Source organism: Streptomyces tagetis, assembly GCF_018069565.1.
Taxonomy (GTDB): domain Bacteria; phylum Actinomycetota; class Actinomycetes; order Streptomycetales; family Streptomycetaceae; genus Streptomyces; species Streptomyces tagetis.
Genome location: NZ_JAGPNL010000001.1, coordinates 266,412 through 287,145, shown reverse-complemented (window position 1 = coordinate 287,145; position 20,734 = coordinate 266,412). Strand labels below are relative to the sequence as shown.

Genomic DNA, 20,734 nt, shown 5'->3' with positions numbered 1-20,734 from the left:
CCGGACGGAGCGGGTGGCGCGGTCGCTCGTGTGATCGGGAGAGACCCCTCATGGCACCCAGCCCGGCACCCGCAATGCAGTTCGGCGTGTTCACCGTCGGGGACGTCACCACCGACCCCACGACGGGCACCACCCCCGGCGAAGCGCGGCGCATCTCGGACACCGTGGCCATCGCGCGGAAGGCCGAGGAAGTCGGCCTGGACGTCTTCGCCACCGGCGAGCACCACAACCCGCCGTTCGTCCCGTCCTCACCGACCACGCTGCTCGGCCACATCGCCGCGCTGACCGAGCGGATCGTGCTCTCCACGGCGACGACGCTGATCACCACCAACGACCCGGTGAAGATCGCGGAGGACTTCTCGGTGCTCCAGCACCTGTCGGGCGGACGCGCCGACCTGATGCTGGGCCGTGGCAACACCGGCCCGGTCTACCCGTGGTTCGGGCAGGACATCCGCCAGGCGATGCCGCTGACCGTCGAGAACTACGGGCTGCTGCGGAGGCTGTGGCGCGAGGAAGTGGTCGACTGGGAAGGGACGTTCAGGAGCCCCCTCCAGGGATTCACCCTCGCCCCGCGCCCGTTGGACGACGTCCCGCCCTTCGTGTGGCACGCCTCCATCCGGACCCCGGCGGTCGCCGAACTCGCCGCCCACTTCGGCGACGGGTTCTTCGCCAACCACATCTTCTGGCCCGCCTCCCACACCCGGCGCCTGGTGGAGCTGTACCGGCAGCGCTTCGAGCACTACGGGCACGGGAGCGCCCGGCAGGCCGTCGTGGGCCTCGGCGGACAGGTCTTCATGCGGCGCAACAGCCAGGACGCGGTGAACGAGTTCCGCCCGTACTTCGACAACGCGCCGGTGTACGGGCACGGACCGTCGCTGGAGGACTTCAGCGCGCTCACGCCCCTGACGGTCGGCTCCCCGGCGCAGGTCGTCGAACGCACCCTGGGCTTCCGCGAGTACGCCGGCGACTACCAGCGCCAGCTCTTCCTGATCGACCACGCCGGGCTGCCGCTGAAGACCGTCCTGGAACAGCTCGACCTGCTCGGCGAGGAGGTCGTGCCCGTGCTCCGCGAGGAGTTCGCGGTCGGCCGGCCCGCCGACGTACCGCCCGCGCCGACGCACGCGCTGCTGCGGGAGCGGAGCACCCCCGGGGCGGGCGCCGCGGCAGGACCGGACTCCGACGCGAAGGACTGACCTTGCCATGACGAACCTGGTCACCATCAGCGGCGGTCTGCGCCGGCCGTCCTCGACCCGTCTGCTCGCCGACCGGCTGGAGGCGGCCGTACGCGCCGAGTTGGAGTCGGGCGGCGTCGCGGTGGAGTCTGCGGTGCTGGAACTGCGGCCCCTGGGGCACGACATCATGGACGCGATGCTCGCGGGCTTCCCCTCCGAGCCCCTGGAGGAAGCCTTCGCAAGGCTCGGCGAGGCGGACGCGGTCATCGCCGTGACCCCGGCCTTCAACGCGTCCTTCAGCGGACTGTTCAAGTCCTTCTTCGACGTGCTGCCCGAGGAGACCCTGTCGGACATGCCCGTCCTCATCGCCGCCACCGGCGGCACCGAACGGCACTCCCTGGTCCTGGAGCACGCGCTGCGGCCCATGTTCTCCCACCTGCACGCCATCGTCTCCCCGCGCGGTGTGTACGCCGCCACCGAGGACTTCGGCACGGCCTCGGCGGGCTCCGCGCTGGGCGACCGCGTCACCGCCGCGGCCTTCGACTTCGCCCGGCTGGTGACCTCGTGCGGGCAGCGCGTCCGCCGCGACACCGACGACGAGGAACTGGCGGGCATGCGCGCCCTCCTGGGCTCCTGACCGCCGGGCCCGCGGGTGTCCCGGGCCGGTTGTCAGCCCAACGACACGATCCTGGCCGTCGTATGGCCGTCCGGGGCGTCGTAGGCGACCTCGTCCCCGGCGTGGTGGCCGAGGAGGGCGCGGCCGAGGGGGCTGTCGGCGGTGACGAGGTTCTGGTCGAGCGCGTCGGCGACCTCGCCGATGTGGACGGTCTGTTCGACGCCGTCGCCGAACCGCACCGTGACGGTCGTGCCGACGCCGATCACCGTCTCGGACGGCGGCCCCGCGTCGGCGGCCTGGCGCAGGCGCACGTCGAGGTTCCGGATGCGGTTGTCGAGCTGTTGCAGCGTGTCGGCGCGCTGGAGTTCGTCGGCCTGGTCGGCCGCGTCACCCGTGTTGTCGGCACCGGCGAGGGTCGCCGCCACCGTGTCGCGTTCGGTCCTGAGGCGGGCCAGCTCCTTTTCGAGCGCCCGGCGGGCCTCGGCGCCGATCGGTTCCGGATCACCGGTCATGGTCGCTCCCGGGAGGGTTCGTGGCGGGTTGGTCGGATGCGGGGCGGCCCGGTGCGCTACGCCGCGGGGGCGTCGTCGTCCGGGGCCGTGCCCTTGCTGACGGTGCAGTGGAGGGAGTCGCCGAGGACGTCGGCCACGATGGTGTCGCCGCAGCCGGGCGATCCGGTCCTCGCGGCCGACGACCTCGGTGGACCGGCCGGCGCTGCGCAGCCGCACCCGCGCGCCCGCCTGGTCCATCACGTCGATCGCCTTGTCGGGCAGGAAGCGGTCGCTGACGTACCGGTCGGACAGCTCCGCCGCCGCGGCCAGCGCCCCGTCCGCGAACCGCACCTGGTGGTGGGCCTCGTAGGCGTCCCGCAGCCCCTCCAGGATCTGCACCGTCTCCTCTACCGACGGCTCCGGCACCATCACCGGCTGGAACCGCCGCTCCAGGGCCGCGTCCTTCTCGACGTACCTGCGGTACTCGTCGATGGTGGTCGCGCCGACGACGCGCAACTCGCCCCGGGAGAGGGCGGGTTTGAGCATGTTGCCGGCGTCCGTCGAGCCCTCGCCGGTGGCCCCGGCGCCGACGACGGTGTGCAGTTCGTCGATGAAGAGCATGATCTCGCCGCGGGCCCGCCGCACCTCCTCGATGACCTTCTTCAGCCGCTCCTCGAACTGGCCCCGGTACTGCGCGCCGGCCACCATCCCCGACAGGTCCAGGGCGATCACCCGGCGGTCCTTGAGGGTGTCCGGGACCTCGCCGGCGACGATGCGCTGCGCCAGCCCCTCCACGATCGCCGTCTTGCCCACGCCCGGCTCCCCGATCAGGACCGGGTTGTTCTTGGAGCGCCGGGAGAGGATCTCGACCGTCTGCTCGATCTCCTCGGCCCGTCCGACCACCGGGTCGAGCTTCCCGGCTTGCGCCTCGGCCGTCAGGTCCCGGCCGAACTCCTCCAGCGTCGTCGCCGGTTCGCCCCGCTTCCCCGCCTGGTCGCGGCCGGGCCCCCGCCGGGCGGCGCCGGTCAGCCCCTCCAGCCGGTCCACGTCCTCGCCCTGCGCCGTGAGCAGCCGCGCCGCCCCGGTCTGCCCGTCCTCCACCAGGGCGCCCAGCAGGTGTTCCGGCCCGATGTACGAGGCCCCGGCGGCCTGGGAGCGCGCGTACGCCTCCGCCAGGGTCCGCTTCGCCGCCGGGGTCAGTCCCGGCTCGGCCGACGGTTCGGCCGCCTCCCGGGGCAGCACCTCGGCCACCCGCGTCGCCAGCGTGTCCGGGTCCACCCCCGCCCGCGCCGGCAGCCCCCGGGAGGGCTCCACCCGGGTCGCCGCCCAGAGCAGGTGCTCGGTGTCCAGGTCGGTGGCCCCGTCCCCGGCCGCGCGCTCCGCCGCCGGCCGCAGCAGCTCCCGCGAGGACTGCGACAGCAGCCGCCCCACCGGCACCCGCTGGACCGCCGGCGGGGAGGACCCCGGCGACATGCCGAAGAACCGGCCCAGCAACTCACCGAACGGGTCGGACGCACCGAACCCCATGGAGGACAGCGACATCGCAGCTCCCCTGGCCACCGACGGAACCACTCCACCGAAACCCGGTATTCCGGGCGGCGCAAGCGGGGGGAGGCGGAGCCGGGGGCCCGTGGAGCGGGAAAGCGTGCGGCCGGGAGCCGGTCACCGCACGCGGGCCGGCCCGCTCCGCGACGGCCGCGTCACGGCACGCGGAAGCCGCGGAAGGTCACCCGCTTGCGGGTGGTGAAGCCGAGCCGTTCGTACAGGGCGATCGCGCCGGCGTTCTCCTCGGCCACGTGCAGGAAGGGGTGGGCGCCGCGCGCGGTGATCCGGGCGACGAGGGCGCGGACCAGACGCGCGGCGTGCCCCCGTCCGCGTGCCTCGGGGGCGGTGCAGACCGCGCTGATCTCGGTCCAGCCCGGGGGCCGCAGCCGCTCCCCCGCCATCGCCACCAGCGTGCCGTGCTCGCGGATGCCGAGGTAGGTGCCGAGTTCCCGGGTGCGCGGCCAGAAGGGTCCCGGCCGGGTCCGCGCGATCAGGCCGAGCATCTCGTCCACGTCGTCCGCGCCGAGTTCCACGACGTCCGCCCCGGCCTCCCCCGGGGAGGGAGCGGCGCCGGACCAGACCATCTGGCGGCCTTCGAGCCGGAAGGCGGGCTCCCAGTCCGGCGGCGGGACGGCCGCGCAGGCGAACAGGTCGGCGAGTTCGCCCGGCCCGAGCAGCTCGGCCAGGCCCGCCCAGTCCGCCGGGCCCGCGTCGGGGGGCACCGTGGCGAAGGTCGCCACCCCCTGCGCGTACGCCGCGGCCCGGCCGCGCCGCCGGGCGAGGTGCGCGTGCTCACCGTCGAGCGACCCACTCACGGGGTCGTCCAGTGCCAGGACGTCGCGGTCCACCAGGTCCGTCATGCTGCCGTACCTCTTCTGTCGTGCGCGGCGGCCCGCCCTCCGGGCGCCTCGGTCTTCCCCCGCCCCGGGCGGCGAGGGCTCCCGAGTCTCGCAGTTCCCCGTCCCCCACCGGGACGGGAGGTCACTCCGTCTCGCGGGGGTGCGGGCTGCTCGCCGGGGCGTCGGCCGGGCGGTCCCGGCCGCCGTCGTGACCGGAGACGACCACGGCGAGGAGCCCGATCACGACCGCCGCGGCGGCGGCCCGGCCGGTGGCCCGCAGCGCCCAGCCCGGCAGGGACCCACCCCCGCGCCGGCCCGGGGCCCCGAGCCGCTCGCCTCGGCGGGCCGGCCGCAGCAGCCGCACCAACAGCAGGACGGCGACCGGGAGTTGCAGCAGCCACAGCACGGTGCGCGGCCATTCGCCGTACCAGACGTTGGTGCCGTACAGGAGGGTGTGCCACACGCTGAGCACGTAGACGACGATGACGAAACGGTGCAGCCTGCGCCAGGTGTTGGCGCCGATGCGGTGCCGGACGTAGAAGAGCAGGCCGAGGGGTATCGCCAGGTAGAGGGCGCCCTGGCCGATGGGGATGGCCGTCCGGCCGGTGCCGGAGTCGTACCAGCCGGGTACGAAGCTGTCCGCGAAGCCGGCCCACAGCCGCGCGGCCCACCCCAACTCGACCTCGTAGCGGACCAGTTCGGCCGCGAACATCAGGGCGTGCGCGAACATCAGGGCCATCGTGGTCAGGCTGGTGGTGCGGTGCCAGCGCTCCAGGACCTGCCGCGAGACCGGGAGACGGGCGGGGCGCGGCCCCGACAGCAGCAGCCCGAGCATGACCGTGCCCCACGCCCACAGCAGCCCCGACCAGCCGAACGCCTGGCTGAGCAGGTACATCCAGTAGGTGCGGGCGTCGTCCATGAACGGCATGACCGCGACCGTCGACGAGGTGCCCGACTCCATCCGCGCCCAGAAGAACGCGAAGACCGCAGCGGTGACCACCACCGCCGCGCTCGCGTCGGGCACCGCGGCCCGCAGGTCGGCGCGGAGCGTGACGCGCTCGGCGGACCCCCGGCCGCGGGTGGGCGGCGCGGTCGTACCGCCCGCTTCGGGTGTCGCGTCTGGAAGCATGCCGTGGCCTCCCGGCACTGGTCACCGATGGGTTGGTACGGACGAGAATCCGGTGCACCAGTGTGGCCCAGGGCAACGATCCCGTTGAGACCTCTTCCAGCCAGAGGGGGTGCCTGATCTGGTCGTACGTCCCCCCGGCCCCCTCCCGCCACCTCCCGTACCCGTCACATCAGGACAACTCGCGAGCACCCCCTGTCGCAGCGTCACCGCGCCTCCTACCCTGAGTGACGCAGTCGGTTCGCGCCGCCCGCCCGCCAGGCGTGCAACGGCGCGACGCAAGAGGGAACCCGGTGCGAGTCCGGGACTGTCCCGCAGCGGTGAGTGGGAACGGACGCCGTCCAGGCGCACCGGGCCCGCCGGTCACGAGCACCGGCGCGCGGTGTGCTCACGGTCCGGCGGACCCGCCCACGAGTCCGAAGACCTGCCACTGCGCCCGTGCCACCGGCACGGGTGGGTGCGGCGACCTCGTGGACTGGGTTGGCGGTACGGACGGCGGCGCCTCGGCACGGCCGCGTCTCCTCCCGGTCGGCGCGGGGTCAGGAACCGACAGGAGGAGCCGTCCGTGATCACGCGAGTCCGCGCCGGGCGCGGCGGGGCGCCCCCCGCGCGGGGCGAGCGGGCCGGGCCGTGCTGACGCCCGCCGGGCACGGCCCGGCACCGGCCCCGCCGCCGGAGACCGGCGTCTTCGGCGTCTGCCACGGCACCCTCGGCGAGCTGTACCAGGGCCCCCTGCGCGCGGGCCCCGACCCGGACATCGCACTGGTGTCCTTCCCCGTCGGCCTGCGCACGTGGGTCTCCTTCGCCCCCGGCGCCGGGGCCCCGGGGCCGCCGCCCCTCGGGGAGCGCTCGGCGACCGCGGTCCGGCTCTTCCTGGAGCACTTCGGCCTCACCCTGCCGCCCGGCCGCTGGAGCACCCGCTCCGAGCTGCGGGTCGGGGTGGGCATGGCCAGCTCGACCGCCGACATCGTGGCGACGCTGCGCTGCCTGTTCCGGCTCTTCGCCCTGCCGTACGACAACGACGTGGTGCTGGGCGTCCTCGCGCGGATCGAGCGGTCCGACAGCGTGTTCCTCGACGAGTTCGCGCTCCACCTCAGTGGCCGCCACCGGGTGGTGCGGCGTCTGGGCACCGGCATCGGCTTCCACACCGCCTACGTCACCGAACCCGGCACGGTGGACACCGCCGCCGTCACCGGCCTGCTCCTCGCCCACTACCGGCGGCACGGCCCGGAGTACGAACAGTGCCTGGCCGAGCTGCTGAAGGGCTTCGCCTCGGGCGACCCCACCGTCGTCGCCCGCGCCGCCACCACCAGCGCCGTACTCTCCCAACGCGTCCTGCCCAAGGCCACGTTCGGCCAGGTGCTGGAGCGGCGCGAGCGGTTCGGCGCCGACGGCGTCTTCGTCGCCCACACCGGTTCCCTCATCGGCTACCTCTTCCGCCGGCGCCCCGACGCCGCCCTCGCGTCCGACCTGCGCGCGTTCTTCCACTCGCTCGGCCACCAGTGCTCATTCGCCCAAGGAGGCTACGGGTGATCCACCCCCACATCGCCGACGCCCTGAAGGTCCCCGACCTGGTCCGGCTCACCGACGGCCTGGTCCTGCTCCGGTTCGAGTCCATGAAGGTCTACTCGGCCCTCGCCGCCGTCCGCCGGCTGCTGGAGCGGGGCACCGTCCGCCCGGGACAGACCCTGATCGACAGCTCCAGCGGCATCTACGCGTACGCCCTGGCCCTCGCCTGCCACCGGTACGGCACGCGCTGCCACATCGTGGCCTCCACCACCGTCGACGCCACCACCCGGGCCCAGTTGGAGATCCTCGGCGCCACCGTCGACCGGGTCACGCCGTCCCGGAACCTCAAACTCGACCAGGAGCTGCGCGTGCGGCGGGTGAAGGAGATCCTCGCCGAACACCCCGACTGGCACTGGATGCGGCAGTACCACGACGACGTCCACTGCCTCGGCTACCACGAGGTCGCCGACCGGATCGCCGCCGCCTTCCCCGGCCGCGCCCTCACCGTCGTCGGCGGCGTCGGCTCCGGCGCCTCGACCGGCGGCCTCGTCGAACGCCTCCGGGACACCGACCCCTCGGTCAGGCTGGTCGGCGTGCAGCCCTTCGGCAGCATCACCTTCGGCAGCCAGGACCACCACGACCCCGAGGCGATCATCGCCGGCATCGGCTCGTCGATCGTCTTCGACAACGTCCGCCACCACCTCTACGACACCCTGCACTGGCTCGACTTCACCCACGCCATGTCCGGCACGGTCGCCCTGCTGCGCCGGCACGCCGTCTTCGCCGGGCTGTCCACCGGCGCCGGGTACCTGGCCGCCACCCACGAGGCCCGCCGCCACCCCGACCGGCTGCATGTGGTGATCGGCGCCGACACCGGACACCGCTACGTGGACCGGGTCTTCGCCCGGCACGCCGAGGCCCTCGACCCGGCGGCCCTCAAACCCGCCGAGGTCACCGCACCCGAGGAGATGACCATGCCCTGGTCCACGATGGCCTGGCAGCGGGCCGCCTGCCCGGACCACCGGAAGGAGCCGGCCGCGTGAGCGTCGTCTGCCTGGAATCCCTCACCTTCGGACTCGGCCACCTGGTCCGCGCCGCCGGTGCCCTCGGCGAACGGCTGGTCCTGCTCACCCGCGACCCGGCCTACTACGCCTACGAGTTGGACCGGCTGGACGCGGGCGCCCTGGACGTCGTCGAGACCGACACCTTCGACGTGGAGCGGGTGACGCGAGCGCTGCGCGGTGTGCCGGACCTGCGCGGGCTGATCAGCTCCACCGACACCTGGACGCTGGTCGGCGCCGAACTCACCGCCCGCCTGGGCCTGCCCGGACTCGACCCCGCCGTCCTGCGGCTGGCCCGGGACAAGGCGGCCGTGCGCACCCTGCTGCACCGGGCCGGGCTCACCCGCGGCCGGGCCGTCGAACCCCCCGGCGACGGCGCCGGGTTGCGCGAGCTGCTGCTCAAGGAGACCGGCCTGCCCGCGATCCTCAAGGACACGGCCGGCACCGGCAGCCAGAACGTCTGGCTGGTCCGCGACGAGGCCGAACTCGACGCCGCGCTCGACCAGTCGGCCGGACGGCCGCTGAAGGGACGGCTCTTCGCCGAGCCCTACTTCAGCGGCCCCGTCTACAGCGCCGAGACCCTCACCTGGGCCGGGACCACCCGCCTGCTGGGCGTCTCCAGCCGCCTGATGTCCCCCGAACCGCGCTTCCGGGAGGAGATCACCGCCTTCCCCGTGGCCTTCCCGGAGCCCCGGCGGGCCGCGCTGGAGGAATGGCTCGGCCGGGTGCTCGCCGTCCTCGGGTACACCGACCGCTTCGCCCACGTGGAGTTCGTCCTGACCACCGCCGGCCCCGAGGTGGTGGAGGTCAACCCCCGCATCGGGGGCGCCCTGGTCGGCGAGGGCCTGTGCCGCTCCCTCGGCGTCAACGTGTACGAGGCGATGGTCGAGGCCGCCCTCGGCCGCCGCCCCCGCCTGATGGACACCGACCCGCCAGGCGGCCCCGCCGTCGCCTTCGTCCTCGGCTACCCGGCCGCGCCCGGCGTCTTCGCCGGGGTCGCCGGCACGGAACGGCTGGCGGACATGCCGGGCTCCCCCGCCTGGTACCCGGTCAAGTCCGCCGGGGACCGGATCGAGCACCTCGACGACAGCCGCGGCTACGCCGGCATCGTCTACGCGGAGGCCGAGACCGCCGAACTCGCCACCCATCACGCGGTGGCCGCCGCCAACGCGGTCCGCGTGCTCACCGACCCGTTCCCGGACTCCGCCCCCGGCCCCGGCCCCGACTCCTTCCCCGCCCCCGATCCCGGCCCCGATCCCGGTCCGGTCCCCCGGCAGGCGTCCGGTGGCTGAACCCGGCGCGGACGGCGTGCGGTTGCGGTCGGCGCTCGGCACCCTCGACGGGCCGCTGCGCTTCCTGCTGCTCAGCTCGTTCCTGATCCCGCTCGGCAGCTTCATGGTGCTGCCGTTCATGTCGGTGTTCCTGCACGAACGGCTCGGCATGGGGCTCGGCGCGGTCGGCGTCGTACTCGCCCTCGCCTCCCTCGTCCAGTTCTCCGGCGGCATCGTCGGCGGAGCCGTCGCCGAGCGGATCGGGCTGCGCCGGACGATGCTGTGGGCGCTGGTCATCCGCACGGCCGGGTTCGTCGGCCTGCTGCTGACCCTGCTCTGGCCGCCGCTCGCCGTCGCCGCGCTGCTCCTCACCTGCTGCGGCGCCGCGCTCTACCTGCCCGCCAACAAGGCGTACCTGGTGCACGGCGTCGACGACGCGCGCCGCCCGGCCTTCCTCTCGGCGGGCAACGCCGCGCTCAACGCGGGCATGGCCGTGGGGCCGTTGATCGCCGGTCCCTTCGTCCTGTCCCGGCCCGGCTGGCTCTTCCTCGCCGTCACCGCGCTGTTCGTCCTGGTCACCGCGGGCCACACCCGGCTCCCCGAGACGTCCGGCGACTCCCGGCCCGCCCCCGCGGAGACCGGCCGGGGCCTGCTCGCCGGAGTGACGGTCCTGCCCTTCGCCGCCAACGCGCTCGCCTTCTACCTCTACTTCCACTTCCAGCACTACCTGGCGGTGTACGCCGTCGAGCGGGCCTCCAGCGAGTTCTACAGCCTCGTGCTGCTGCTCTGCTTCACCCTGGTCATCGTCGTCCAGCCGCTCGCGGCCGACCGCATCCGCCGCATGCCGTACGGGACGGCCCTCACCGCCGGTTTCCTCCTGCTCGGGGCCGGACTGGCCGTCCTGGCCGTCGGCACCCGGGCGGCCCTGCCGGCCGGCGGGGCGCTGATCACCCTCGGCGACATCCTCCTCTTCCTCAAGAACGATCTGGAGGCGCTGCGCCGCAGCACCCGCTCCGACGCGGTCGTCTTCGGGCAGCAGCGGCTCGCCGCCGGGCTCGGCGCCTGCGCGAGCGGCTTGTTGGGCGGACAGCTCTACGGCCTCGGCGAACGCGTCGGCCACACCGAGTGGTTCTGGCTGCTCGCCGCCGCCCAGTGCCTGCTGCTGCCGCCCGTACTACTGGCGTTCCGCGACCGCGGCACGCCCCGGCCCACACTCAAGCCACAGCCCACGACCAGCGAAGGAGCGTCGAGTACTCATGACACGGACGGGCGGGTTCCAGGACGATGACTTCTGGACAGCGTTCCACGACTTCCTGTTCTCCGGGGAGCGCGAGCGGCACGCCGACGAACTCCTGGACAGCTCACCGCTGCTGGCCTTCGCCCCCGGCTCCCGCGTCCTCGACCTGTGCTGCGGCCCGGGGCTCTTCACCGTGCCGCTGGCCCGCCGGGGCCACACGGTCACGGGCGTGGACCTGAGCCCGGCGATGCTGGAGCGGGCCCGGAAACGGTCGGCCGACGCGGGCGCCCCGGTCACCTACGTACGGGCCGACGCCCGGGAGTACACGGCGCCGGGCCGCTTCGACGTCGTCCTCAACCTGTTCACGTCCTTCGGCTACTTCGAGGACCCCGCCGACAACGCCCAAGTCCTGCGCACCATGTACGACTGCCTCGCCCCCGGCGGCACCCTCGTCCTCGACCTCGCCGGCAAGGAACTCCTGGCCCGCAAGGTCACCCCGCCCAAGGTGGTGCGGCGCGGCGACGACCTCATGGTGCAGACCGACACCGTCCTGGACGACTGGGCCCGGCTGCGCAGCGACTGGGTCCTGGTCCGCGGCGACCACGTCACGCGGGCCACGCTGGTCTGGTTCGTGTACAGCGCGGTGGAACTGCGCGCGATGGCCGAGGAGACGGGCTTCGAGCAGGTGGAGATCCACGGCGGCTTCGACGCCCGCCCCTACGACGAGAACGCCGACCGCCTGATCCTGCGAGCACGGCGGGGCCGATAGGGGCCGGCACCCCGAGGCGGCGCTCCTTCCTCCGACAAGTGGTCGCGGCTTACATCAGGTTCGCCAAATACCATCGACAAGGTTCACGCTTTTGAAGCTCCCCTCCGTGACACGCCGGGACACTTCCTCCCATTCCCGGATCACTCGACGCCTGCCGTCCGGAATAGAGGGCCAAGCGACACGACTGACCACCTTGCCCGCATAGACAGGCTCCCAAGAGAGGGCGTAGAAGGAGTCGAGTTCCGGAACCAGAGTCGCCAGACAGTGAACAGTGCGACGGTGGTACCACTTACTGATGGCCGTGACCTTCAAACCGGATTCCACAGCTTCCCGCACATAGGGAAGAGAGAACTCCACGTTCTGCCACGTGTTGGCAGCCTGATCCTCGCATCGGACAACAGAATCAGGAACTCCGCGCCCAACAAGAAGCTTGCGAAACTCGTCCGCTTCCACAATTCCGGTATGCCGATTGATCCCGCCGCTTACGATGATCAGCGGCGCCAGCCCCTTGTGGTATCGCTCTGCCGCGATTTCGGCCGGCCGACTCTGGTTCGTTCCAAAGATGAAGTGAGCGGTCGGTTCACCCCGAGGCGGCGGTGCCTCGACATCAACGAAACCAACAATCTCACGGACCTGTTCTGCGCTGAGCTCCTCGCCGCCCATTGGAGCCTTCCGAGTGGGTGAATGGCTAGATTTCATGTCCGGTCAATTTGCTTGTCACTTCCAGGTACGAATCGTCAATGCGTAGTGATCGATCAGCTCACCTAGAATCTCGGGAAACATGTGGCATCGCTGTCGAGGAGCGCGTCAGGGATCGTCAGCGGATATCCGCTCCGCCGAGCCGCACGATCATCCAAGTAGCCACCTAACGGGAACTGAAGTGATCTACGTCCAGCGTAGTTCCCCGTTCGCGGTTCACTGACGGGTCCTGTCCGGCTGAAGATCTTCAGGCGGCGCGACCCATGTGCCGGATGCTCAGACCCCCGCGACGCGGCGACGACCGGGGGCGTGGCCACCAACCGGTAGGAGGTTTCAGCCGGCTCAGTCGGTGATTTCGATGCGCTGGGGGCTGGTTCCTGCGGCCTTCGGGACGCGTACGGTGAGGATGCCGTCGGCGAGGTCTGCGGTGATGTGGTCGGTGTCGGCGTTCGGTGGCAGGGTGGTGCGGTAGTCGAAGCGGCCGACGTGCCGGGTGCGGCGGCGGACCACGCCGGTGCGTGCCCTTTCCTTGATCTCGCCGTGGACGCCGAGTTCGCCGCCGTCGACCTCCACGGTGATCTGTTCCTTCTCCACGCCGGGAAGTTCCAGCTCCAGTACGTAGGCGTCCTCGGTGTCCTCGACGTCGGCCGGTGGGGCCCAGGCGTCCTCCTCGCCGCCCCCGGGAAAACCGCCGCCGGGAAAGGGGAAGGTCGAGCGCGTGAGCTGGTCCATCCGCGCGCGGAGTTCCTCCAGCTCGTGGAAGGGGTCCCGTGGGAAGAGCGGACCCCGGCCACGGTGTGCGGGGTGCGTCATCGGTCATCCTCCTTGGCTCGCCCGGTCGGGAACGCCCGCCCGGGACGGGTGGGTGGGCCGCCGGGGCCGGGTCCCCCGTGGGCCCCGGTCACATCGGCCAGCCGACGGTCGGCCGGGGTTCCGGCCGGGGCGCGTGTACGCCGTCGAGGTCGCGCTCGGCGAGGTTCGTGAGCTGTCGGCCGAGGTCGTACAGGGCCCGGCCCGCCGCGAGTTCGTCGCCGATCTCGGGCACGTCCGGGTCGACCGGATTGCGGTGGGCGGCCCCGTGGCCGGTGACCACCCTGGTCCCGGTGTCGACCACCGCGCGGGCCTTCGTCATGCCCTCTTCCTCGAAGAGGTGGAGGTGGACCTTCCATTCGACGGTGTGCGACATGCTGTCCTCCTCAGCTCGGGGGCGACCGGTGGAGTCCGGACGAGGCCGGCTCCGGTGGGCGGGGCCGCGCCGCCGTCCGTCGCTCCAGGCGGCGCCGGACACGGACGGTCAGGGCGTTCAGCGCCGCGGAGGACGCCGCACGCGGGGCGAGAGGGTTCCGTATCCGGCGGGCGGCCGGTGGCAGCGCGGCGAGATCCGCGGCCAGCCGCTCCCGGGACTCGCCGAGGGCGGGCCTCGGACGCGTACGGCGTCCGGCGCTCATCACCGTCTCCAGCAGGGGTTCGCCGTCGTCCGGCGGCAGTTCGTCGGCGAGGGCGATCACGTCGGCGCCGCCGGGGCGCCGGAACACCTGTTTCCGGCCGGGGGCCGTCACCTTCGCCGACGAGAGCTTCATGACCGGCCGGCCGTCGTACTCCACCATCTTGTACGCGGAGTCCAGGTACGGCGCGTCGGCCGAGACCCCGACGCGCGTGCCGACCGCGTAGACGTCGATGGGCGCCCCGGAGCGGACCAGGTCGTCCACGGCGAACTCGTCCAGGCCCCCGCTGACGGTGATCCGCACATCGGGCAGGCCCGCCTCGTCGAGGAGGGCGCGAGCCCGCACCGCCAGCGCCCCGAGGTCGCCGCTGTCCAGCCGTACGGCGCAGCCGGGCCCCCGGTCCAGGTCCCGCAGCACGCGTGCCGCGACGCGGACGCCCTCCTCGGTGTCGTAGGTGTCCACGAGGAGGGTCAGGGGGCCGGGGTGGGCGCGGGCGAACGCGCGGAACGCCTCCTCCTCGCCCGGGAACGCCTCCACGAACGAGTGGGCCATCGTGCCGACGGCGGGGACGTCCAGGGCGGTGGCCGCGGCCACGTTGCTCGTCCCGGCGAACCCGGTCATCGCCCCGAGGCGGGCGGTCTGGAAGCCGGCCTGCGGGCCGTGGGTGCGGCGCAGCGAGAAGTCCACGACCGGCCGGCCGGAGGCCGCGAGCACACACCGCGCGGCCTTCGAGGCGATCGCCGTCTGGTGGCTGAGCTGGTTGAGCACGTACGTCTCGGCCAACTGGGCCTCCGGCAGCGGTGCCGTCACCTCCAGGAGGGGTTCCCCGGCGAGGACGACGCGCCCTTCCGGCACCGCCCGCACCCGGCCGGTGAACCGCAGGCCGAGCAGGGGCTCCAGGTCCTGCGGCGGCCGGTGCAGCGCGGAGGCGAAGGCGCGGACGTCCTCGGGCCCGATCCGTAGACTGCCGAGGTGGTCGAGGGCGGACTCCAGCCCCGCGGCGACCAGGAAACCCCGCCGGGCGGGCAGGTCGCGGACGAAGAGGCTGAACGTCGCCTCGCCGGTCATGCCCTCCCGCAGGTAGGCCATGGCCATCGTCACTTCGTAGAGGTCGGTGGTCGTCGCGTCGGACATCTGCGCCACCTTCTCGCTTTCCGTCCCGTCGCGTGGGCGCGTCACCGGCGGGTTCGTCCGGCCCCTCCACCTCCCACCGTGGAACCGGCGGGGGCCCTGGTCACTGGGCCGAAGGTCCCTGGAAGGGGCTCTTCCGCCCAGGCGCCGGGCCGCGCCGCCCGCCGTCGCCTCCGGGGAACCACCACCCCACCACCACCATCGGACAGCATGCGCGGCGCGGCAACGCGTGCGGCGGAGTAGGCAGGCCCCGGTCCTGGGTGCCCCCTCCGCCTACGGAGCCCGCGGTACCGGGCTCCCATAGCCACCGCCGCCAGGGCTGAGCAGGACGAACACGTCCCCCGGCCCCACCTGCGCGCGGTCGCAGCCGGCCAGGGGGACGACGGTCCCGTCGGCCCGCTCCACGCGGTGCGCGCCGAGGGAGCCCGGTTCCCCGCCGGCCATGCCGTACGGCGGGACCCGGCGGTGTCCGGAGAGCACGCTGACGGTCATCGCCTCCCGGAAGCGAATCCGGCGCACCACACCGTCACCGCCGTGCCACCGTCCCGCGCCGCCGCTGCCCTTCCGTACGGAGAACTCCTCGACCAGCACGGGCAGGCGCAGCTCCAGCACTTCGGGGTCGGTCAGGTGGGAGTTGGTCATGTGGGTCTGGACCGCCGAGGCGCCGTGGAAGCCGGGCCCGGCCCCGGCGCCCGAGGCGACCGTCTCGTAGTACTGGTGACGCTCGTTGCCGAAGGTGACGTTGTTCATCGTGCCGCTGCCCTCCGCCTGGGCGCCGAGGGCCGCGTAGAGGGCTCCGGTGACGGCCTGGGAGGTCTCGACGTTGCCGGCGACGATGGCGGCGGGCGCGGCGGGGGCGAGCAGGGAGCCCTCCGGCGTGATGACGCGCAGCGGGCGCAGGCAGCCGTCGTTGAGCGGGATGTCCTGGGCGATGAGCGTGCGGAAGACGTAGAGCACGGCGGCCGTGACGACCGAGGACGGCGCGTTGAAGTTGGTGCCGAGCTGCGGCGAGGTCCCGGTGAAGTCGACGGTCGCGCTCCGTTCGGCGCGGTCCAGGGTGATCCGGGCGGCGATCACGGCCCCGGAGTCGGTCTCGTACCGGTACGCGCCGCCGGTGAGGGTGTCGAGGGCCTGGCGGACCGCCTCCTCGGCGTTGTCCTGGACGTGCCGCATGTACGCCTGGACGACGTCGAGGCCGAAGTGGCGGATCATGCGGGCCACCTCGTCGACGCCCTTGGCGTTGGCGGCGATCTGGGCGCGCAGGTCGGCGAGGTTGGTCGCGGGGTCGCGGGAGGGGTGCGCGGCGCCGGTGAGCAGGTCCAGGGTCTCGGCCTCCCGCAGCCGGCCGTCCTGGACGAGCAGCCAGTTGTCGAAGAGGACGCCCTCGTCCTCGATGCGGCGGCTGTCGGCGGGCATCGAGCCGGGGGTGAGGCCGCCGATCTCCGCGTGGTGGCCGCGGGAGGCGACGTGGAAGAGGATGTCGCCGGCGTGCGGGGTGCCCGGTTCCCCGAAGACGGGGGTGATCACGGTGATGTCGGGCAGGTGGGTCCCCCCGTGGTAGGGGTCGTTGACGGCGTAGGCGTCTCCGGGCCGCATGGTCCCGGCCCGCCGGCGGACGATCTCCCGGACGGCGGTTCCCATGGAGCCCAGGTGGACGGGGATGTGGGGCGCGTTGGCGACGAGGCGGCCGTCGGGGTCGAAGAGGGCGCAGGAGAAGTCCTGCCGTTCCTTGATGTTGACGGACTGGGCGGTGGCCGCGAGGCGGGCCCCCATCTGTTCGGCGACGGAGACGAACTGGCTGTTGAAGATCTCCAGCATGACCGGGTCGGCCTCGGTCCCCGTCTCCTCCCGGGGCACGGTGGCGAAGCGGGTCAGGCGCAGATGGCCGCCGTCCGTGACGCCGGCCTGCCAGCCGGGGTCGACGACGGTGGTCGCGTGCGCCTCGGTGATCACGGCGGGCCCCCGCAACACCGTTCCGGGGCACAGCCGTTCACGCTCGCGCAGCGGGACGGTCCGCCAGGCGCCGTCGACGTGGAGGCGGGTGGTGGGCGCGGTGTCCTCGTCGTCGTACGGAGGTGTCTCGGCGGTGAGGCGGCGCGGGTCGGGCTGCGGGGTCACCCCCCGGGCCTCGACGGAGAGGGAGTCGACCACGACCGGCCGGTCCAGCAGGAAGGAGTAGAGCCCGCGGTGGCGGTCGGCGAACTCCCGTGTCATGGCGTCGGCGTGGGCGAGCGCGACGGTCACGGGGGTGTCCGTCCCGTCGTAGCGCAGGCGGGCCGTGCGGGTGACGCGGACGCTGTCGTCGGGGACCTCCTGGTCGGCGAGCGCGGTGCGGGCGGCGCGTTCGAGCCGGTCGGCGACGGCCCGGACGTCGCTCATGTGGGCCTCGTCCAGGGGGACTTCCATCGCCTGCTCGTGCAGGGTGGTGAGGTCGGCGAGCCCGATGCCGAGCGCGGAGAGCACCCCGGCGAACGGGGGTACGAGGACGGTGCGGATGCCGAGCGAGTCGGCGACGGCGCACGCGTGCTGACCACCGGCCCCGCCGAACGACGTCAGGGCGTACGTACGGATGTCGTGGCCGCGGTGGACGGAGATCCGTTTGACGGCTGCGGCCACGTTGGCGACGGCCACCCGGAGGAAGCCCTCGGCGACCTCCTCGGGTGTCCTCGTGTCGCCGGTCTCCGCGCGGATGCGGGCCGCGAGCGCGGTGAACTCCCGGCGCACCACCGCCTCGTCGAGCGGCTGGTCGCCTCCGGGTCCGAAGACGTGCGGGAAGTGGGCGGGCGGGACGCGGCCGAGCATCACGTTGGCGTCGGTGACCGTCAGCGGCCCGCCCCCTCGGTAACTGGCGGGGCCCGGGGCGGCTCCGGCGGAGTCGGGGCCGACCTGGTACCGCCCGTGGCCGAAGCGCAGGACGGAGCCCCCGCCCGCGGCGACGGTGTGGATGTCCAGCATCGGCACCTGGAGGCGGACCCCGGCGATGCGGGTGACGGGGGTCCGTTCCAACTCGCCCGCGTAGTGCGAGACATCGGTGGAGGTGCCGCCCATGTCGAAGCCCACGACGTGGTCGTGTCCGGCCTGCCGCGACAGGCGGGCCATGCCGACGATGCCCCCGGCCGGGCCGGAGAGCACGGCGTTGGTCCCCCGGAAGTGGTCCGCGGCGGCCAGTCCTCCGTTGGACTGCATGAACGCCAGCCGTACGCCGGGCAGTTCACGCGCGACATCGCGCACGTAGCGGTGCAGGACCGGGGAGAGGTGGGCGTCGACCACTGCGGTGTCACCGCGCGGCACGAGCCGGGTGAGCGGTCCGACGTCACTGGACAGGGAGATCTGGGTGAACCCGGTGGCGGCGGCCCTCTCGCCGATGATCCGCTCGTGCGCGGGGTGCAGGGCGCTGTGCAGGCAGACCACCGCCACGGCGCGGATGCCGTCGTCGTACGCGCGCCTCAGCTCGGTGGCGAGGGCGGCGAGGTCGGGCGGGCGCAGGACCTCTCCCTCGACGGTGACGCGTTCGTCCACCTCGATGACGCGTTCGTAGAGCGGTTCGGGGAGGTCGATCCGGCGGGCGAAGAGGTGGGGGCGGTTCTGGTAGCCGATGCGCAGGGCGTCGCCGAAGCCACGGGTGATCACCAGGGCCGTGCGTTCACCGGCGCGCTCCAGCAGGGCGTTGGTCGCCACGGTGGTCCCCATGCGGACGCTGTGCACGGCTCCCCGGGGGATCGGCTCGCCCGGGGCCAGGCCGAGCAGGGCGCGGATGCCCTCGACGGCCGCGTCCCGGTAGCGGCCGGGGTTCTCGGAGAGCAGCTTGCGGGCCCGTAGCCGGCCGTCGGGCAGGCGGACCACCACGTCCGTGAAGGTCCCGCCCCGGTCGATCCAGAACCGGCAGCCGGACAGGGAACCGCTGGACATGCCCATGCCCTCCCTACTCCTCCGAGGTGAGGCCCTTTGCCACGGTAAGCCCCGAAGGAGAGGTTCGCTCCGGCGGTCGTCGCGGTGTCCGGGAACGCTGTGGCCGCCTCAGCGGACGGCGGCTTCGCGCAGGCGTACGACGACACCGGCGAGCGCCGTGGCCCGCCAGGCGCACTCCTCCAGGCAGCGGCCCAGCACCATGGCGTGGGCGGCGTCGCGCACGGGGCACTCCGTGTCGCGTGCCAGGAGCAGGCGGGTGAGGCTCCGCCGCCGCGCGGCGACATCCGCCATGTCCCGGTCCAACACACCTGCGGGGCCGGACAGTTCGACGACGTCGTGGGCCTGCGCCACCACGTGCAGGCACGCCTCGCCGAGTTCCCGCAGGGGAGCCCGGACGGCTTTGGCGACCGGTGCGGGCCCGCGCTGCCGCGCGATGTCGCCCGCTTCCCCGATCAACACGGCGATACGGTCCACGTCGCCCCGCACGGACAGCGCGGCCAGGACCGCCTGCCGCTCCCCCTCCGGCGGCGGGGCGCCGAGCGCCGCCGACGTCAGGTCCTCGACGTCACCGCGCAGCCCGCCCAGGGACTTTGCCAGGGAGGTCAGTCGGCCTTCGCGCCGTGCCTCTCCGCCCTCCGTGACCAGGTCGGTCGCCATACGCAGCGCCGTGTGCGTCCGCAGCAGCAGACCCGGCACACGGCCGCCGTACCCCGCATCACGCTGCACGTCGCACTCCTCGGGGTCGCACTCCTCGGGAAGGGCGGATCGGGCGGGCGGCGGACTCCGCCGGCGGACCCGCCTCGCCCCTGCGCCCGCTCGGTGGCCCCACCCGGCATTCTCCCGCCCGAGCCCGGCCTTCTCCCGTCGGCCTCCACCCGGTGGCGTGTCGACGCCCCCCACGCACCCCCACCCCACGGCCCGAGCACCGGCACCGGGACCCGTGCCGGCCCGGCCCGGCTCTCCGCCGGTGTTCAGCGCCGTACGGAGGTCTCGATGACGTCGGCGACGCGGTCGACCACCGGGGGGTCGGGGTGCGAGCGGCGGGCGAGGGCGAGGGTGACGGGTTCGTGTTCGGCCAGGGGCACGTAGGTGACGCCGTCGAGTCTGAGGCTCTGCACCGATTCCGGGACCAGGGCGACGCCGTGGCCCGCGGCGACGAAGACGACCAGCGTCGCCGTCTCGCCGACCTCGACCAGGGTGGCGGGGCGGAAACCGGCCCGCGCGCAGGCGCCGAGGACCCAGGCGTACATGGTCGACCGGGCCTGGGAGGGGTGGACGACGAAGGGCTCGTCGGCGAGTGCGGCGAGGGGGACCCGGGGATGCCGGGCCAGGGGGTGCCGGGTGGGCAGGACCGCCACCAGCCGCTCGGTCCTCAGGGGGGTGACCTCGACGGCGGCGTCGAGGTGGTCGTCGGTCCGCAGCACCGCGAGGTCGTACGTGCCGTCCGCGAGGCCCTGCACCAACTCCGGTACGAGCAGCTCCCCGCGGAGTTCCAGCGAGACGCCGGGGAGCCGGGAGCGCACCGTGCGGGCGACGCGCGGCAGGACGTCGTAGGTGGCGGTGCCGACGAAGCCGACCGAGACCCGGCCGGCCTGGCCGGAGGCGAGCGCCGCCATGTGGGCCTCGGCGCGCTCCACCTCGCCGAGGATCGACCGCGCGTGGGTCAGCAGGTGGCGGCCGGCCTCGGTGAGGGCGACGTGGCGGGTGGAGCGGTCGAAGAGCGTGCTGCCGACCTGGCGTTCCAACTGCTTGATCTGCTGGGACAAGGCGGGCTGGGCCACGTTCACGCGGGCCGCCGCGCGGCCGAAGTGGCGTTCCTCGGCCAGGGCGAGGAAGTAGCGGACCTGCCGGATCTCCATATCGCTCCTCGCTGGGCATTACTTATAAGCAGCGCCGATAAAAGCCGCCTCATCC

The 20,734-nt window shown here is 73.4% G+C and carries 16 protein-coding genes, 2 pseudogenes and 1 riboswitch; of the genes and pseudogenes, 7 read left to right on the top strand and 11 right to left on the bottom strand.

The genetic code is table 11. The features are described 5' to 3' along the window. Nucleotides 1–74: 74 nt before the first annotated feature. Nucleotides 75–1,193 carry an LLM class flavin-dependent oxidoreductase gene (locus J5Y05_RS01225; protein ID WP_210869603.1) on the top strand — a complete coding sequence of 373 codons (1,119 nt, stop codon included), beginning with the start codon at nucleotides 75–77 and terminating at the stop codon, nucleotides 1,191–1,193. Nucleotides 1,194–1,200: 7 nt separating this feature from the next. Further along, entirely contained in the window at nucleotides 1,201–1,809 is a 609-nt protein-coding gene (locus tag J5Y05_RS01220) for a CE1759 family FMN reductase (RefSeq protein WP_210867840.1), read from the top strand. A 32-nt stretch (nucleotides 1,810–1,841) separates the two neighbouring features. On the opposite strand, the pseudogene J5Y05_RS31470 reads toward J5Y05_RS01220, so the two are convergent. From J5Y05_RS31470 to J5Y05_RS01205, 4 genes and pseudogenes are all read right to left on the bottom strand, one after another. Next, nucleotides 1,842–2,279, bottom strand: a pseudogene (locus J5Y05_RS31470) (GreA/GreB family elongation factor); the annotation flags it as partial. Between the two features lie 165 nt (nucleotides 2,280–2,444). After that, nucleotides 2,445–3,821, bottom strand: a pseudogene (locus J5Y05_RS01215) (Clp protease N-terminal domain-containing protein); the annotation flags it as partial. Between the two features lie 158 nt (nucleotides 3,822–3,979). Next, nucleotides 3,980–4,684, bottom strand: coding sequence for a GNAT family N-acetyltransferase (locus J5Y05_RS01210; protein WP_210867838.1), 705 nt, complete (start codon nucleotides 4,682–4,684; stop codon nucleotides 3,980–3,982). A 121-nt stretch (nucleotides 4,685–4,805) separates the two neighbouring features. After that, nucleotides 4,806–5,792, bottom strand: a complete 987-nt coding sequence (locus J5Y05_RS01205) for a ferric reductase-like transmembrane domain-containing protein (protein ID WP_210867837.1) — start codon at nucleotides 5,790–5,792, stop codon at nucleotides 4,806–4,808. Between the two features lie 217 nt (nucleotides 5,793–6,009). Then, nucleotides 6,010–6,234, top strand: a riboswitch (cobalamin riboswitch). A 185-nt stretch (nucleotides 6,235–6,419) separates the two neighbouring features. Here J5Y05_RS01205 and J5Y05_RS01200 point away from each other — a divergent pair. Genes J5Y05_RS01200 through J5Y05_RS01180 form a run of 5 tightly spaced genes read left to right on the top strand, consistent with a single transcriptional unit; the run spans nucleotide 6,420 to nucleotide 11,636 of the window. Next, nucleotides 6,420–7,322 carry a GHMP family kinase ATP-binding protein gene (locus tag J5Y05_RS01200; RefSeq protein ID WP_307853632.1) on the top strand — a complete coding sequence of 301 codons (903 nt, stop codon included), beginning with the start codon at nucleotides 6,420–6,422 and terminating at the stop codon, nucleotides 7,320–7,322. Then, nucleotides 7,319–8,341, top strand: a complete 1,023-nt coding sequence (locus tag J5Y05_RS01195) for a cysteine synthase family protein (RefSeq protein WP_210867836.1) — start codon at nucleotides 7,319–7,321, stop codon at nucleotides 8,339–8,341. Before J5Y05_RS01200 ends, J5Y05_RS01195 begins: the two co-directional genes overlap by 4 nt. Further along, nucleotides 8,338–9,651 (top strand): ATP-grasp domain-containing protein, encoded by a 1,314-nt coding sequence (locus J5Y05_RS01190; RefSeq protein ID WP_210867835.1) that lies wholly within the window; start codon nucleotides 8,338–8,340, stop codon nucleotides 9,649–9,651. The genes J5Y05_RS01195 and J5Y05_RS01190 overlap by 4 nt, the downstream gene beginning before the upstream one ends. Then, a complete protein-coding gene (locus J5Y05_RS01185; protein ID WP_210867834.1) occupies nucleotides 9,644–10,918 on the top strand; it encodes an MFS transporter in 1,275 nt (424 codons plus the stop codon). The genes J5Y05_RS01190 and J5Y05_RS01185 overlap by 8 nt, the downstream gene beginning before the upstream one ends. Then, on the top strand, nucleotides 10,887–11,636 hold the full coding sequence (locus J5Y05_RS01180) for a class I SAM-dependent methyltransferase (protein WP_210867833.1): 750 nt from the start codon (nucleotides 10,887–10,889) through the stop codon (nucleotides 11,634–11,636). Before J5Y05_RS01185 ends, J5Y05_RS01180 begins: the two co-directional genes overlap by 32 nt. Nucleotides 11,637–11,690: 54 nt before the next feature. On the opposite strand, the gene J5Y05_RS01175 is transcribed toward J5Y05_RS01180, so the two are convergent. The 7 genes from J5Y05_RS01175 to J5Y05_RS01145 all read right to left on the bottom strand — a co-directional run bounded on the left by J5Y05_RS01175 (nucleotide 11,691) and on the right by J5Y05_RS01145 (nucleotide 20,679). Then, nucleotides 11,691–12,299 (bottom strand): YdcF family protein, encoded by a 609-nt coding sequence (locus J5Y05_RS01175; RefSeq protein ID WP_210867832.1) that lies wholly within the window; start codon nucleotides 12,297–12,299, stop codon nucleotides 11,691–11,693. A gap of 378 nt (nucleotides 12,300–12,677) precedes the next feature. Beyond that, the gene (locus J5Y05_RS01170; protein WP_210867831.1) at nucleotides 12,678–13,148 is read right to left on the bottom strand and encodes an Hsp20/alpha crystallin family protein; all 471 of its coding nucleotides are present in this window, start codon (nucleotides 13,146–13,148) and stop codon (nucleotides 12,678–12,680) included. A gap of 88 nt (nucleotides 13,149–13,236) precedes the next feature. Beyond that, nucleotides 13,237–13,521, bottom strand: coding sequence for a DUF1876 domain-containing protein (locus J5Y05_RS01165; RefSeq protein ID WP_210867830.1), 285 nt, complete (start codon nucleotides 13,519–13,521; stop codon nucleotides 13,237–13,239). A gap of 10 nt (nucleotides 13,522–13,531) precedes the next feature. Continuing rightward, entirely contained in the window at nucleotides 13,532–14,923 is a 1,392-nt protein-coding gene (locus J5Y05_RS01160; protein WP_307853631.1) for a nicotinate phosphoribosyltransferase, read from the bottom strand. A gap of 261 nt (nucleotides 14,924–15,184) precedes the next feature. Further along, complete coding sequence (locus tag J5Y05_RS01155; protein ID WP_210869600.1) at nucleotides 15,185–18,805, bottom strand: hydantoinase B/oxoprolinase family protein; 3,621 nt, start codon at nucleotides 18,803–18,805, stop codon at nucleotides 15,185–15,187. Between the two features lie 123 nt (nucleotides 18,806–18,928). Further along, nucleotides 18,929–19,546: a hypothetical protein gene (locus J5Y05_RS01150; protein WP_210867828.1), complete on the bottom strand. Its 618-nt coding sequence runs from the start codon at nucleotides 19,544–19,546 to the stop codon at nucleotides 18,929–18,931. A 245-nt stretch (nucleotides 19,547–19,791) separates the two neighbouring features. Then, nucleotides 19,792–20,679 carry a LysR substrate-binding domain-containing protein gene (locus J5Y05_RS01145; RefSeq protein WP_210867827.1) on the bottom strand — a complete coding sequence of 296 codons (888 nt, stop codon included), beginning with the start codon at nucleotides 20,677–20,679 and terminating at the stop codon, nucleotides 19,792–19,794. Between the last annotated feature and the right edge of the window lie 55 nt (nucleotides 20,680–20,734).